The organism is Thalassovita mangrovi (assembly GCF_009857745.1).
Taxonomy (GTDB): domain Bacteria; phylum Pseudomonadota; class Alphaproteobacteria; order Rhodobacterales; family Rhodobacteraceae; genus Thalassobius; species Thalassobius mangrovi.
In genome coordinates this window covers 90,950-106,159 of sequence record NZ_WWEN01000001.1, presented here as the reverse complement: position 1 = coordinate 106,159, position 15,210 = coordinate 90,950, and the positions used below count along the sequence as shown (strand labels likewise).

Annotated in this window: 13 protein-coding genes; 6 read left to right on the top strand and 7 right to left on the bottom strand. The window is 64.0% G+C overall.

From position 1 onward, the window contains the following. Positions 1 to 81: 81 nt before the first annotated feature. From GR167_RS00505 to GR167_RS00475, 7 genes are all read right to left on the bottom strand, one after another. Positions 82 to 1,470: a M20 family metallopeptidase gene (locus GR167_RS00505; protein ID WP_160971485.1), complete on the bottom strand. Its 1,389-nt coding sequence runs from the start codon at positions 1,468 to 1,470 to the stop codon at positions 82 to 84. Beyond that, complete coding sequence (locus GR167_RS00500) at positions 1,467 to 3,056, bottom strand: gamma-glutamyltransferase (protein ID WP_160971484.1); 1,590 nt, start codon at positions 3,054 to 3,056, stop codon at positions 1,467 to 1,469. The genes GR167_RS00505 and GR167_RS00500 overlap by 4 nt, the downstream gene beginning before the upstream one ends. After that, complete coding sequence (locus GR167_RS00495; protein ID WP_160971483.1) at positions 3,053 to 4,057, bottom strand: ABC transporter ATP-binding protein; 1,005 nt, start codon at positions 4,055 to 4,057, stop codon at positions 3,053 to 3,055. The genes GR167_RS00500 and GR167_RS00495 overlap by 4 nt, the downstream gene beginning before the upstream one ends. Next, positions 4,057 to 5,052 (bottom strand): ABC transporter ATP-binding protein, encoded by a 996-nt coding sequence (locus GR167_RS00490; RefSeq protein WP_160971482.1) that lies wholly within the window; start codon positions 5,050 to 5,052, stop codon positions 4,057 to 4,059. The genes GR167_RS00495 and GR167_RS00490 overlap by 1 nt, the downstream gene beginning before the upstream one ends. A gap of 4 nt (positions 5,053 to 5,056) precedes the next feature. Next, on the bottom strand, positions 5,057 to 5,965 hold the full coding sequence (locus tag GR167_RS00485) for an ABC transporter permease (RefSeq protein ID WP_160971481.1): 909 nt from the start codon (positions 5,963 to 5,965) through the stop codon (positions 5,057 to 5,059). Positions 5,966 to 5,978: 13 nt separating this feature from the next. Further along, entirely contained in the window at positions 5,979 to 6,896 is a 918-nt protein-coding gene (locus tag GR167_RS00480) for an ABC transporter permease (protein WP_160971480.1), read from the bottom strand. Between the two features lie 95 nt (positions 6,897 to 6,991). Continuing rightward, positions 6,992 to 8,512 carry an ABC transporter substrate-binding protein gene (locus GR167_RS00475; RefSeq protein ID WP_160971479.1) on the bottom strand — a complete coding sequence of 507 codons (1,521 nt, stop codon included), beginning with the start codon at positions 8,510 to 8,512 and terminating at the stop codon, positions 6,992 to 6,994. 150 nt (positions 8,513 to 8,662) lie between these two features. On the opposite strand from GR167_RS00475, the gene GR167_RS00470 reads away from it, so the two are divergent. The 6 genes from GR167_RS00470 to GR167_RS00445 all read left to right on the top strand — a co-directional run bounded on the left by GR167_RS00470 (position 8,663) and on the right by GR167_RS00445 (position 14,865). After that, complete coding sequence (locus GR167_RS00470; protein WP_160971478.1) at positions 8,663 to 9,445, top strand: IclR family transcriptional regulator; 783 nt, start codon at positions 8,663 to 8,665, stop codon at positions 9,443 to 9,445. A gap of 394 nt (positions 9,446 to 9,839) precedes the next feature. After that, a complete protein-coding gene (locus GR167_RS00465) occupies positions 9,840 to 11,201 on the top strand; it encodes a site-specific integrase (protein WP_160971477.1) in 1,362 nt (453 codons plus the stop codon). Continuing rightward, positions 11,198 to 11,878 carry a hypothetical protein gene (locus GR167_RS00460; RefSeq protein ID WP_160971476.1) on the top strand — a complete coding sequence of 227 codons (681 nt, stop codon included), beginning with the start codon at positions 11,198 to 11,200 and terminating at the stop codon, positions 11,876 to 11,878. The genes GR167_RS00465 and GR167_RS00460 overlap by 4 nt, the downstream gene beginning before the upstream one ends. A gap of 101 nt (positions 11,879 to 11,979) precedes the next feature. Further along, entirely contained in the window at positions 11,980 to 12,198 is a 219-nt protein-coding gene (locus GR167_RS00455) for a helix-turn-helix transcriptional regulator (protein WP_160971475.1), read from the top strand. After that, complete coding sequence (locus tag GR167_RS00450) at positions 12,195 to 12,557, top strand: hypothetical protein (protein ID WP_160971474.1); 363 nt, start codon at positions 12,195 to 12,197, stop codon at positions 12,555 to 12,557. Before GR167_RS00455 ends, GR167_RS00450 begins: the two co-directional genes overlap by 4 nt. Before the next feature lie 106 nt (positions 12,558 to 12,663). Continuing rightward, positions 12,664 to 14,865: a virulence-associated E family protein gene (locus GR167_RS00445; protein WP_160971473.1), complete on the top strand. Its 2,202-nt coding sequence runs from the start codon at positions 12,664 to 12,666 to the stop codon at positions 14,863 to 14,865. Positions 14,866 to 15,210: the final 345 nt, after the last annotated feature.

Genomic DNA, 15,210 nt, shown 5'->3' with positions numbered 1-15,210 from the left:
CACCGCACAGCCATAATCAAGGGCGCCCCTTTGCGGGGGCGCCCTTTTTCACGTGAAATCCGTTCCCCGCGCGGGGGAAGATCAGGGCAGGTCCGTCCGGTTGCCGATATCCCAAAACAGCCCCGCCATCACCCGCAGCGCATCGCGGCTGACGGATTTCAGCACATGTTCGTTCGGCGCGTGCTGCGAACAGCCGCGATAGGAATGCGGCACCCAGACCGTGGGCAGGCCCAGGATGTCGGCAAAGGCATCGTTGGGCAAGGATCCGGCCAGGTTGGGCAGCACATGCGGCGGCTTGCCCGACGTGTCTTCCAGCGACGCCTGCACGAAGCGCACCCAGGGGTGGCCGGGATCAAGCCGGGTCGCAGCGAAGAAGCCGCGCTCCATCTCGACGATCTTCACCTTTTCGAACCCGTGCGCGTCGAGATGGCGTCGCAGCGACGGCAGCACCTCTTTCGGGTCGGTGCCCACGACATAGCGCAATTGGCAGGTCGCCCGGGCCGAGGCCGAGATGGCGTTGACCGGTGCCTCGGGCACGCCGCTTTTCATCGCCAGAATCGCGAAGCTGTTCCAGCCATAGGCGCGTTCGGCCGGGGTCAGCCCCTCTTCGCCCCAGTCGGGATCGATCTGCGGCCCGTCGGTGCCCGGTTCGATCGGCAGCCCGTCGAGCGCGGCGCGCACGCTGTCGGTCAGGCTGTCGGGGCGCCATTCGGGGATGCGGATCTGGCCGCGCGCGTCGGTGATCGTCGACAGCGCCTGCGCCAGGATCATCGCCGGATCGGCCAAGAGCCCGCCCCAGTTGCCCGAATGATGCGCGCCCTCTCGCAGGTCGACCACCAGATCGAAGGTGATGCCGCCGCGCGATCCCATGAACATGGTGGGCGTTTCCGGCTGCAGCCGCGGCCCGTCCGAGGCGATCAGAACATCGGCGACCAACCGGTCCTTCTGCGCGGCGAAGAATTCGGACAGGCCGGGCGATCCGGTTTCCTCGCTCATCTCGATGACGATGCGGGTGTTGAAGCCCAGCCGTCCCTCGACCTCGATCACCGCCTCGAGCGCGGAGAGGTTGATCAGGTGCTGGCCCTTATTGTCGGCGCTGCCCCGGCCATAAAGCCGCTCACCCTCTTCGATCAGGCGGAAGGGTTCCAGCCCGTCGCGCCACATCCCTTCCTGGCCGCGGATCACGTCGCCGTGGCCATAGGTCAGCACGGTGGGCACCCCGTCGCCTTCGCGCCTCTCGCCGATCAGAAGCGGGCCGCCGCCCGGCACCGGGTTTTCGAAAATCTCCCAGTCGAAGCCCAGCCGTTCAAGCCGCGGCACCATCGCCTCGTCGAGATAGCGGCGCAGCTCGGGTGCGGCGTCGGGGTTCTGGCTTTCACTCGGAATGGCGACCAGCGCGGCGAGGTCATCCTGAAAACGCCCGTCGTCGAAATACCCCGTGACGGCGTCGATTGCTGCGGCTCGGCTCATGCGGTTAACTCCTTGTCTTCGCAGATCGCGTCGCCCCAGGGCGACATGATTTCCGTGCATCCCGAATTGATCCCATCGCGCCGCATCACCCCCGCCGGGCAAGCAAAGGCGAAGGGGAACAGGGTCCGGCGGGTCATCCTGACATCGTTTTCGCGCGACAGCGCGTCGATCACCGCAGGCGGCAACGTGTCGTCGGCAATCACCGTCGCCCCGCCCGAGACGTCGATGCGCGGATGATGGAAGGCCGCGCCGATATCCATGCCGAAATCGGACATGAACCCGGCCAGCTGCGCCACCGCCGACACGATCTTGCGCCCGCCGCTTGCCCCGATGGCGTAACGCGCGCCCTGCCCCGTTTCGCCAATCGTCGGGCAGACATTCATCAGGCAGCGCTTTCCAGCGCCCAGAGAATTCGGCCGCCCCTGCACCGGGTCGAACCACATGATCCCGTTATTCATCAGGAACCCGGTCGAGGGCGACACCACCCGCGACCCGAAGATCGACAGCAGCGTCTGGGTCTGCGCCACCATGTTGCCGTGCCGGTCGACCACCGAAAAATGCGTGGTGCAGCCCGGCGCGTCGGGGTGTTCGCCATCGTCACCCATATCGCTGAGCCGGGTTTCATAGGCCGATTTCAGCCCGCGCGCATAGGCGGCATAGGCCGCGCCATCGGGGCCATCGCCCGCCAGCGCCGCCGCTTCTGCAACGCCCAAGGCATGTTGCAGCGTCGGCCCGGCGGTCAGCCCCGGCAGCGCGTGGACCTGCCCGCCGCGATAGCCGAAACTCAGCGGCGCGTGGAAAGTCGCCTCATAGACGCGCAGGTCGTCCTGCGACAGGCATCCGCCCTTGGCCTGCACATCACCCGCCATCGCCGCGCCCAGATCGCCGTCGTACAGCGCCCGCGCACCGTAGCGCGCGATCTGGTCCAGGCTGTCGGCCATGCGCGACTGATCCAGCCGGGTTTCTGCCAGCGCCGTCCAGGCGCCGATCTTGGGCCATTGCCCGTCATCGAGAAACAGCGCCGCCGCATCCGCATCCTTGGCCAGTTCCCGCGCCACCGAGGCAATGCAAAGCGCCGCGTACCAGTCGACCAGCATCCCCTTGCGGGCATGACCGATCGCGGGTTGCAGCAGCTCGGCCCAGGGCATCTTGCCGTAACGCTCATGCGCACGGCCCAGCCCGTCGACCACGCCCGGCACCGCGATGGCCGTCGCGCCCTGGACGTTGCGGTTCTCCACCACCTCTTCCCAAGGGAACAAATCGCCCGCCACGCCGCGCCCCGATAGCGGGTAATCGGCCGGGTCGAGCGCCGCCGGCGCCCGCATCCCGTGATTGAGCGCGATCGCCTCGCCGCTGTCCGCGCGCCACAGCATCATCGCGCCACCGCCCGCCGGGCCGCTCATCCACGGTTCCAAAACGCCCATGACGAAGGAGGTGGCGACGGCGGCATCCACCGCGTCGCCGCCCGCCGCCAGAACCTCGGCCCCGACCTGGGCGGCCAGGCTGTGCTGGGCGGCGACGACGCCGCCTTCTGTTTCGATTACGGTCTTGCGCACGACCTGGGTGCGCGACAACGAAGAACTCATCGGCTGGTATCCTCATAGAGGGGGGATTTTGGGTCGAACAGGTGGCATTCCACATGGCCCTCGCGCATCGGTACCGGCACCGGCGCGGTGGCGCTGCAGACCGGCCCCGCCTTGGGGCAGCGCGGGTGGAAGGCACAGCCCGATGGCGGATCGATCGGGTTGGGATAGGCCATGCCCAGCTGGGTGTCGGGCACGCCCAGCCCCGGTTCGGGCGTCAGCACCGATTTCAGCAGCGCCTGGGTATAGGGATGCGCCGGGGCGTCGAACAGATCGCCCGCCTCCGCTTCCTCCACGATCCGGCCCAGATACATCACCGCCACCCGGGTGGCGAGGTGTTCGACCACCGCGAGGTTGTGCGAGATGAACAGATAGGTCAGCCCGAATTCGCGGCGCAGATCGCCCAGCAGGTTGAGGATCTGGCTTTGCACCGACACGTCGAGCGCCGAGGTGGGTTCGTCGCAGATCACCACCTCGGGCTTGATGATCAGCGCCCGCGCGATGGCGACGCGCTGGCGCTGGCCGCCCGACATCTGGCTGGGATAGCTGTTCATCACCCGTGCGGGCAGCCCCACCACGTCGAGCATGTCGCGCACCGCCTGTTTCTGGCTGGCCGCGTCGCCGATCCCGTGGATGCGCAGCGGCAACGACACGATATCGGCGATTGATTTGCGCGGGTTGAGGCTGCTGTAGGGGTCCTGGAAAATCGGCTGGATACGCCGCGCCAGCGCCAGCCGGTCGTGGCTGCCCAGGGCCTGACCGTCGACCAGAACCTCGCCCTCCGTCGGCGCCTCCAACCCCAGCAGGATCTTGGCCAGGGTGGACTTGCCGCAGCCCGATTCACCCACCAGCCCAAGGACTTCGCCCTTGCGCAGCGACAGCGACACGTCGCGCAAAGCGGTCAGCGGTTTGGGTTTCGCCATCAGCCCCTGCTTGACCGAATAGGTCTTGGTCACGTTGCGGATTTCCAGCGTCGGATGCGCCGCCCCTGCCCGGTCCAACATCACGCACCCTCCTGTTCTGATACCCGTCGTCCCTCGGCATGGACGCAGCGGAATTCATGCGCCCCCTCGCCGCGCAGCGGGATGGTGCCGCGGCAGTCCGGCCCGGCCTCGGCACAGCGGGTGCGGAAGGTGCAGCCGCTCACCTCGCCCACCAGCGAGGGCACGATACCCGGGATGGTACCCAGGGGCGCGCCGCGTTCGGTCTTGCCGGGCAGCGGGATGCAGGCCAGCAGCCCCCGCGTGTAGGGGTGGCGCGGCTGTCCGAACACATCCGCCGCAGGCCCGGTTTCGACCAGCCCGCCGGCATACATCACCGCCACCTTGTCGGCGACGCGCGCCACCACGCCCAGATCGTGGGTGATCAGGATCATCGCCATACCCATTTCGCGCACCAGATCGACCAGCAGCCGCAGGATCTGCGCCTGGATCGTCACGTCGAGCGCCGTTGTGGGTTCGTCGGCGATGATCAGTTCCGGGCCGCACATCAGCGCCATCGCGATCATCACCCGCTGGCGCAGCCCGCCCGACAGCTGGTGCGGATATTGCGACAACCGGCTGGCCGCCGCGGTGATCCCGACCTTTTCCAGCAATTCGATGGCGCGGGCGCGGGCCTCGGCCCGGGACGCCCCGCCATGCAGCATCCGCGCCTCGATCAGCTGATCGCCGATCGTGTAGGCCGGATTGAGCGAGGTCATCGGTTCCTGGAAGATCATCGACATCCGCGCCCCGCGCAGCGCCCGCATCTGCCGCGACCCGGCTTTGAGCAGGTTGATCCCGTCGAAGCTCATCTCGTCGGCGCGGGGCGTGATCTTCTTGCCCAAAAGCCCCATCAGCGCCAGCGAGGTCAGCGATTTGCCCGACCCGCTTTCGCCGACGATGCACAGCACCTCGCCCCGGTTCAGGCTGAAATCGATCCCCCGCACCGCGTGCAGTGTGCCGCCACCGACGGGGATGTCGATGGTCAGGTTGCGCACGTTCAGTAACGTCTTTTCCATCGGCTCAGCTCCTGTTTTCCGAGGCGGTCACGTCGCGCAGACCGTCGCCCATCAGGTTGATCGCCAGCACCAGCGCGAACAGAACCGCGCCGGGGATCAGCACCAGCCAGGGTTCGAACAGCATCATGTTCTTGCCCTCGCTCACCATCAGGCCCCAGCTTGGCGTCGGCGGCTGTACGCCGAGCCCGAGGAAGGAAAGCGCCGCTTCGAGCAGGATCGCATGGGCCATTTCCAGCGTGACCACCACGATCAGGTTATTGGCGATATTGGGCATGATTTCGGTCAGCAGGATACGCGGGACAGAGGCGCCGATGGCCTCGGCCGCCGCCACGTATTCGCGCTGCCGCACCTGCAGGGTCGATGCGCGCATGACCACCGCGAACCGGTCCCACAGCAACAGCCCCAGCACGCAGATCACCACGGTCAGCGATCCGCCCAGGATCGCCACCACCGCCAGCGCCACCAGCACCACCGGCATCGCCAAGCGCACGTTGATCAGGAAGGTCACCACCGCATCGACACGGCCGCCGAAATAGCCCGCGGCCACCCCCATCGCGGTGCCGATCAGCCCCGAAATCGCCGCCGCGACCACCCCGATCAGCAGCGACACCCGCGCGCCGTAGATCAGCCGCGACAGGTAATCCCGGCCCAGGTGGTCGGTGCCCAGCGGATGTTCCCAGGTGCCCCCCAGGAAGACCGGCGGCTTCATCCGCGCCAGCAGGCTTTGCGCATAGGGATCGTGCGGGGCCAGTAGCGGCGCCAGGATGGCGATCACCGTCAGGATGCCCACCACCACCGCGCCGATCATCAGCCCGCGATGACCGAAGACGCGCCGCCACAGCAATTGCCCCGGGGTCGGGCCGGTGATTTCCTCCAGCAGCGGATCGAGCTTGTCCGTTGCGGTGTTCGTCATGCTCTCGGCCATATCAGCTGCTCCTCATCCGCGGGTCGAGCCAGGCATTCAGCACGTCGGCCAGGAAGGTGAAGACGATGTAGAACATCGAAAAGATCAGGATCAGCGCCTGCACCGTGGGCAGATCGTTGCGGCCGATGCTTTCCCAGGCCAGATACCCCGCCCCGTACAGCGCGAAGATCGATTCCACCACGATCGACCCACCCAGCATGAACCCCATCTGCACCGCCGCCAGCGACACCACCGGGATGATCGCGTTGCGCAGCGCGTGCTTGAACATCACCCGCGTCTCGGATGCGCCCTTGGCCCGCGCGGTGCGGATGTAATCCGACGACAGCACTTCGAGCATCCCCGCCCGGGTCAGCCGCATGATCGCGGGCATGGCGTAATAGCCCAATACGATGGTCGGCATGACGAAATGGCGCCAGGTCGCAGCGCCCGAGGGCGGCAGCCATCCCAGCTTGATCGCGAAGACCACGATCAGGATCAGCCCGAACCAGAAGCTCGGCAATGCCTGCCCCGCCACCGACATGAACAGCGCGAAGCGGTCGATCAGCGAATTCGGCCGCACCGCCGCCGCCACGCCCAGGGGCACCGCGGTCAGAAGCGCGAAGCTGATGCCGCAAACCCCAAGCGTCATCGTCACCGACAACCGGTCGGCGATCAGCCCGGCCACCGGCAGTTTGAAATAATAGCTTTCGCCGAAATCACCGCGCAGCGCGGACAGAAGCCAGTCGGCATATTGCACCATCATCGGCCGGTCGAAGCCATAGACCCGGCGGATCGCCTCGATATCCTCGCCGCTTGCCGTTTCGCCGGCCAGCGCCGCCGCCGGATCGCCCGACAGGAAAAGCAGTGAAAAGCTGATGAACGAGACCGTGAAGGCCACGAGAATGGCCAATCCCAGCCGCTTCAGGATGAATTGCAGCACCTTAGCGTCGCCCCCGCGCGATTGTCGTCGAAATCATCCCCGCGTATCCCGGGCGGCGGCAGGTGCCGCGCCCGGGACCGTGGGCTGTTGCCGGATCAGTTCCACGACATGGTGGTGAAACGCAGGACCTCATCCGCCGTCGGCGTATAGTTGACCGAGGTCTTGAACACGTAATTCGTGTTGTAGCTGAACAGCGGCGCCCAATAGGCCTGTGCGGTGATCCGCTTCAGCGCCTTGTCGTAATATTCGATCCGCGTGTCCGGGTCGGTGGCGCTGTCCGCCACGTTGAGATCGGCCAGCACCTGATCGTCGCGCGCATCGTCGAGGCTGCCATGCTTGAAGAACTGGCTCACCATCGCCGAGGCGTCGTTGATCGAATAGCTGCCCCAGGTCAGGAAGGACAGCGGCACCTCGCCCTTCATGTTGAGTTCGCGCAGGGCCGAGTATTTCAGCATCTTGAAGTCGGTCTTGATCCCGACCGCGTTCAGGTAGGACGCGATGGCTTCGGCATATTCGCGGTTGCGATAGGCGTAGAATTCGGTTTCAAACCCGTCCGGATAGCCCGCCTCGGCCAGCAGCGCCTTGGCTTTCTCGGGATCGTAGTCATAGACGGTCACATCCTGGACGCAGCCGAACTGGCTGGGGAAACAGGGGGTGCTCACCACCTTGGACTGACCTTTCAGCAGCGCCGCCACGATGGTCTTGCGGTCGATGGCGTGGTTGACCGCTTGGCGCACGCGGACATCGGTGAACGGGTTCGGGTCCATCTTCGAGCGCCCCGCCGCGTCCATGTTCAGATAGCCCACCCGCATGGTCGATTCATTGGCGACGGTGAACTGCCCCATCTGCCCCAGCTTTTCGGCCTGGTCCGCCGGAACCTGCCAGATCAGGTCGAGCGAGCCCGAGAACATCTCGGCGATCTGGGTGTTCACGTCGGGGATGGTGCGGATGTCGACCTTGTCGATGGCCGGTTGGCCCTTGGGGCTGTCGTGATAATCTTCGTTCTTTTCCAGCACGAAATGCTGCCCCGGAACGACGCTGACCACCTTGTAGGGGCCGGTGCCGACGGGTTTCAACCCCATGCCGGTCGGGCCGGCTTCGGCATAATATTCGTTGGGATAGATCGATACCGGGCCGGACAGGAATTCGATCGCCGCCGGGAATTTGTCCTTGAGGTAGATCCGCACGGTGTAATCGTCGATCTTTTCGGCCGATTTCATCCAGTTCACGTTGCGTTGGGTCTTCACCCCGTTGGCTTCGTCGGCGACGAAATTGACCGTGTAGACCACGTCATCGGCGTTGAACGCCTCGCCGTTGTGGAAGGTCACGCCTTCGCGCAGCTTGAATTCCAGCGTGGTGTCGTCGATCCATTCCCAACTGGTGGCCAGGTTGCCCTTGTATTCGTTGGTCGCCGGATCGCGGTAGATCAGCCCGTCCCAGACGGCGCGCTGCATCACCACGCCTTCGCGCGACGAATTGAAATAGCTGTCGACGTTTTCCAGCTCCTTGGTGAAGGCGACATTCAACTGGCCTTCGGCCTTATCGGCCAGTGCCGCGCCCGCCGATACGGCCAGCGCCAAGGCGGCGACGGTTGTTTTGAGAATGGAATGTTTCATGACCTCTCCCTGTCATCATGCGCTTTGCGCGCGATTTCCTGTTGTGGCGAAGTATTATATTATGATACTTGTTTTTGTTATATAATTCAGTAACTGGCACATTGGCGATTCCGTCAACCAAAATTTGAAAGGCCCCCGCCCGGAACAGCCATGAGCACAGAAAAACGACAAAACACACTCTTCGTCGGGGCGCTGGCCAAAGGTCTTCGGGTCCTGCGGGCTTTCGACGAAACCCATACCGAACTGTCGCTGACCGAACTCGCCGCGCGCACCGGGCTGGACAAAAGCGCGGTGCAGCGGCTGGCGAACACGCTGCATCTCGAGGGAATGCTGGACAAGGACCCGGCGACGCGGCGGTTCCGGCCGTCGCATGCCTGGCTGCAGATGGCCTATGTCTATTACTGGTCCGATCCTCTGGTGGCGCGCGCCATGCCCCGGCTGATCGAACTGTCGCAGCAGCTTGGCGAAACCGTGAACATGGCCGAACTGTCGGGCGATCACATCATCTATGTCAGCCGCCTGCCCTGCAAACGCACCCATTTCGCGGCCTCGGTGGTGGGGCGGCGGCTGCCCGCGCTGTCGACCTCGGCCGGGCGCGCCATCCTGTCGACCTTTCCCGCCGACGAACGGGCCGCGGCGGTGGAGCAGTGGATGCTTGCCCGGCACACGCCGCACACGACGATGGACCGGTCAGAAATCGCCGCCGCCATCGAAGAGGCCGTGCAGCAGGGATATGCCGTTTCGCGCGACCAGATGATCCTCAACGAAATGGCCATCGCGGCGCCGATATGCGGCCCCGACGGGCGCGCCTTCGCGGCGGTGCAGTGCTCGGTCTCGGCCCATAGCTGGACCGCCGACAAAATCCGCCGGAACATCCTGCCCGCGCTGCAGGACACCGCCAACGCCATTTCCCCCGGTGCAAGCCGCAGCTGATCCGGCCGCGCCGGGATCGGTGTGATTATGGACAGGAAGGACTGCTGAGATCCGGAAGCGGCCGTCGCGGAGGCCGCTCAATCGATTGCCAAAACGATGGCAAGATCGGCGCCAAAAAGACCAGCCTCAAGAACCAAAAAAGCCCCTAAGGGCTTAACCTTAGGGGCTTTTTATGGCTCCGGCGGTAGGGATCGAACCTACGACCAATTGATTAACAGTTATGGAAATCCGGTTTCACAGATTTTCATGCCATTTCACATTCCTTCAATAAAGCATTGTTCTGGCTTTCTTAATTGTATTTTTGACCGGACTGCCTATCTTGTCGTTTCAACAATCAGTGGCGACTCGGTGGCGATTCCGCCTTCAAGTCGCCACCGAAAGCCCGGAGGCCGGAATGCCCGTCATAAAAATCGCCCGCCGCACCATCGCAGCAATCGAGCCCCCTAAGAAGCCCGTCACCTATTACGATGACGCGCTAAAGGGCTTCGGGCTCCTCGTGCGCCCCTCGGGATCGCGCTCGTGGATTCTCGAATATCGCCCGGGTGCCGGGGGCCGGGGCACGGCCAAGAAACGCGTCGTGCTGGGCAAACCCGAGACCGTCACGCCGGAACAGGCCCGAGACATGGCGAAAGACCTTCTCGCCAAGGTGCGCCTCGGTGCCGATCCTGCCGCCGAGCGCGCCGAGGCCCGGGCGGCAGACACGATTTCCGAGATCGCAACCGAGTGGCTTTCGCGGCACGTTGAGCCCAAGCGAAAAGAGGCCACCGCGCAGCTCTACCGAGCGGTCCTTGACACGCACATTCTTCCCGCCATTGGCAACCGAAAGGCCGTGACACTCACTCGCAGCGACGTTGCCAAGCTGCACGGGTCGATTGCCCGCAAGGCTACGGGAGCCAAGAAGGCTGGAGCCAAGCGAACGGCTGCCCAGAAGACGCGGGGCGGCCCGATCATCGCCAACCGGGCACTTGCCGTTCTGAAAGCGATGTTCACTTGGGCGATTGATCTAGGCTTGCTTCCCGAGGGTTCGCAGAATCCGGCTTCGGGTGTAGAAGCTTTCAAAGAGCGGGGCCGCGAACGCTTTCTGTCTTTGGATGAAATGCAGCGCCTCGGGGTTGCCCTGACCTTGGCCGAGACCGAGGGGCTGCCGTGGCACGTTGACGAAAGTAAGCCGGGCGCGAAACACCTGCCCGCGCCCGAAAAACGCCGCGCCCACTTTGATTTGCATTCCGTGGCTGCAATCCGACTCCTCCTCTTGACCGGCGCGAGGGTGCGGGAAATCTTGGACCTAGAGTGGCAGCATGTCGATTTCCAACGCGGGATGCTCCGTTTGCCGGATTCCAAGACCGGCGCCAAGGTTATCGTGCTCGGAGGCGCGGCGTTGTCCTTGCTGGACGGGTTGCCCCGGGTCGGGCGCTACGTCATTGCCAGCACCTCGGCGGGGACGAAAGATGAGAAGCCCCGCGCAGATGTGAACCGGCTCTGGCGGGCAGTCCGCCGCGAAGCTGGAATCGAGGGAACGAGACTGCATGATCTGCGGCACTCCAACGCGGCCGTGGGCGCCGGGGCCGGGTTGAGCCTGCACCAAATCGGCACGCTCCTCGGGCACTCTCAAGCCGCGACAACGAAACGCTATGCCCACCTCGCCGCCGATCCGCAGCGCCGTGCGGCTGACCTTATCGGTAATGAAGTGGCGGCGGCACTTGGGCTGGGGGCTAACGTCGTGCCGATTGATACGAAGAAACGGGGGCAGGCATGACCGAGGAACACCCGCTGGGCCCGGTTTGCGGTCACGATGACCTAGCGCACCTTCCGCCCAAGGAATGGGCGAGGATGCGGCGGCTGCGGGATTGGCTTGCCGCGCCTTCTTGGAAGCCCGCGCAAGCAATAGCCGTGCTATGCGGCTACGATCCCGAAGTGGGGCGCAACAGCTGCGCCGCCGATATGTCTTTCCTCCCGGGCGCGGATGATTTCTACGGGGTCCCGTTTGGTGCGCGCGAGCCTGAAGACCTTAAGGAACTGGACGCCGGACTTGAGGCACAACACGGCTTTATTGGCGAGCTGCGCCTGATCACGATGAAGCCTATGAAGGCTATAGCGAAGGCGGTTGCGGCCGGGGTACCGATTCCGTGGCTTGAGGTTGCCCGGGCTGATCCGGAGTGCCTGAAATACCTGCCGCCCGAGGCACTAGACGACTCGGAGGATGCGCCGCGCGTCACGCGGACTGCGCCCGAAGTCGCCTCGCTCGGGGGGCAGGCAAAGCGAGACAAGGACCTCCAGCGCGCGAAGTGGCTCCCCGTGGTAGAAAAGCGTCTGGCCGAGGGTCGGAAGCGTTCTGAAATTCTCGCCGAGCTTGAGATGGAAGATGACGCCCCGCCGCAAAGCACCTTCTACGGATGGTGTGCCCAAATTAAGTCGCGCAAGGGAAGCAACTAGGATTCCTAGTGCTTGTGCTTTTTTCTAAGTGCTTGCACTTGTTTTTCTATTTTGAAATTTCGTGCTCCGGTGTCCGAGTCAATCAAACCTCGGAGGCACCAATGCAAACCGATTCTCTTCCTCTCTACGTCGACACCGAGGGTGCGGCCGCGCTCCTCGGCCTCTCGCGTTCTTCGCTGGAGAAGTATCGTCATTTCCGCAATGAGGATGGCCCTCCCTACGTCGTTTTTGGGCGCTCGGCGATCCGCTATCATACCCCGAGCCTTCTTGAATGGGCGCAGGAACGCACCGTCCAGCACGGGCGGGGGGTTGCGCGATGACCGGTGAACTCTTTGAAAATGACCGTGCTTGGTTCGCCGCTCACCCGGGGCGTAAGCTCCGTATTCGCCGGATGATCTCAGACGAGTTTTTTCCTGATCCGAACGACCCGCCGAAACCGAAGAAGGGGCAATCGCTTGCCGAAGCGATGTTGGAATCCGCCGCTCTTGTCGCTGAAGCCAAGTCGAATTTTCCGGTCGTGCAACGCGGTCAAACGCATTTCACTCTCGTCCAAAAACTATCTGACGGAGTTCGTGCCAGATCGCATCTTATTTTGGGCGATCAGTTTGAACCGGAGGTGGCTTCCGATGATGTAGTGAGAGCTATAGCCAGCTTGCAGGGGGCAATCTTGTTGCTGTGAGATACTTGCCACCACGAAAACCTGACTTATCAGCCCTGTCTTCAACTCGAAAAACAAAACACGCCCGGGCGTTGCACCGCCCGAGCGCGAAATTTGGAACTTCCTAATGCACAAGAAGAATACCGCCTGCGCGCGGGCCGATCAAGATGCGTTGGACCACGGCCGAGTGACGCTGACTCGCTTCCCGACGCGCAGCGCTTTCCAGAAGAAGGAACTGACCCTTTCGCTGGCCGATCTGGCGGCTTGGATCAAGGGCCAGCGAGCGGAGAGCAAGGACGGGCTGCCGTGGATCAAGCTGGCGACCTTCGGCCCCGACAAGACGCCGAAGAAAAGCCTTCGCCACAATGCCAATGTGCGCACCGTGACCGGGCTGGAAGCGGACTATGACGCAGGCACCATGACGCCCGAGGCGGCCCGCGATGCCTTGGAGAGGGCAGGCGTGGCCGGGCTTGTCTATACCACCCCCAGCCATAGCCCCGACGCGCCCCGCTGGCGCGTTCTCACACCGTTCAGCGGCCCGTTGCCGCCCGAGGCCCGCGAAGACCTCATGGCGCGGCTGAACGGCATTCTGGGCGGCGCTCTGGACCCGGCCAGCTTCAGCCTTTCGCAATCCTATTACGCGGGCAACGTGGAAGACGGGACTCCTGTCGAAACCTTCCGTGTGGACGGCGAAGCGATTGATCGGATGGAGGGCCTGCCCGCAATCTACAAGGACGGCGGCAGTGTGAAGCGTGAGCGCCGGGCAGCTTCTGGCGAAGGTGAGGGGCTGGCCCTTCAGCACGTCCGGGAAGCCCTTCTGACGATCCCCAATGACTCCAGCAACCCGGACGCGGCGGAACGCCTCTGGTGGCTGCACATGGGCATGGCGCTGCATCACGCGACGGGCGGCAGCGAAGACGGGCTGGCCCTGTTCCATGAGTGGAGCCAACGGCACCCCAGCTATGGCCCTGACGAAACCGAAACCGTTTGGCATTCCTTCGGGGGCGGCGGGAAGAACCCTCGCACCTTCGCCACGATCCGGGCGGAAGCGGAGCGCCGGGGCTGGATTGACCTGTCCGCCTTTGATGACGTGATCCCCGCCGATGAACTGGCGGAGATTGAAGACCTGATCGGCTTGCCCGCGACCACCGAAGGTCCGGATTGGGGCAGCGTGATCCGGGAACGGGGCAAGCCCGTGAACAACCTGAACAACGCGATTGTGTATCTGGGGCGGAACCTCGACTCGATCCTGCCCGGTCTTCGGCACAACCTTATGACCCGGCGGGATGAATGGTGCGACGGGCCGTTGAATGACGCAGCACTTGCACTAGCGCGGACGGGGCTGGAACGGCGGGGCTTGCGCACCGTTGGGAAGGAACTGGTGGCCGACGCCACCCTGATCGTCGCGCGGCATTTGCAATATCACCCGATCCGGGACCAGTTGCGGAGACTTCACCATGACGGGCGTGAGCGGCTGGACTCGTGGCTGGTCCGTCATGCCGGAGCGGCGGACTCCCCCTATGTCCGAGCGGTGGGGCGCAAGTTCCTGATTCAGATGGTGGCCCGCGTGATGGAACCCGGATGCAAGGCGGACCACACGCTTGTTCTGTCCGGCCCGCAAGGTATCGGCAAATCGACCGCCTGCCGTATCCTCGCCGGGGCGGAGTATTTCAGCGACACCTTGCCCAGCATCACCGGGGACAAGACGGACGCTATTCGCCACCTTCAGGGCAAATGGCTGGTGGAACTGGCCGAACTCGCCCCGTCCCGCAAGAGCGAGGCCGAAGACCTGAAAGCCTTCCTGTCGGGTGCGGTGGACCGGGTGCGGTTGCCCTATGCCCGCTTTGACGAGTCGTTTCCACGCCAATGCGTTTTCGTCGGCACGACCAATGAAGATCAGTTCTTGCGGGATACGACGGGCGGGCGGCGCTTCTGGCCCGTGACCGTTCACCAGATGGACCTTGAAGCCCTCGCCACCGAACGGGACCAGCTTTTTGCGGAATCCTTCGCAGCATATGAGGCCGGGGAAGCGTGGTGTTTGGATCGGGACTTTGAAGCGGAACACGCGCGCCCCATGCAAGAGGCAGCACGCGAGTCCGATAGCTGGGCGGATGACGTGGCCGATTGGCTGGACAAACCGGCAGACGATTTTGACGACGCTGGCGAGGTGAAGACCAAGGTGAAGATTTCCGAAGTATTGAGCGGCGCGCTTGGCCTGAATAGCGGCCAGCACAACCGGGCGAACCAGAAACGTGTGGCCGACATCCTGCGCACCCTTGGCTGGATCAAAATTCATACGGAGCATGGCAAGCGGTGGGCGCGAGTGTAATAACCACGGCAGCAACATATCGCGGGCGGCTGACCCTTCCTGACCCTTGGACTGACCCTTATGGGGCATCCGTAAAGCCCTGTTTGCTTTGGGTGAATCCCTTGGCTGACCCTACTGACCCTTATCAGAACAAAAAGAGTTCTGGGGAACAGGAACAGGCCACGGCCCACCTGTGGAGAGGGCAGCACAGGGGCTGGATGCGTAACATAGGGCTTTTATGGGTCAGTAGGGTCAGGATTGCCTTTTTGTCCCTTTGTATCAATGCCTTTCGCCTGACCCTCGCATGGGTCAGCGGATCAAGCGTGACCACGGCGGCGCGTTGGCCGGGCTTGGGTCCTTCCGTCG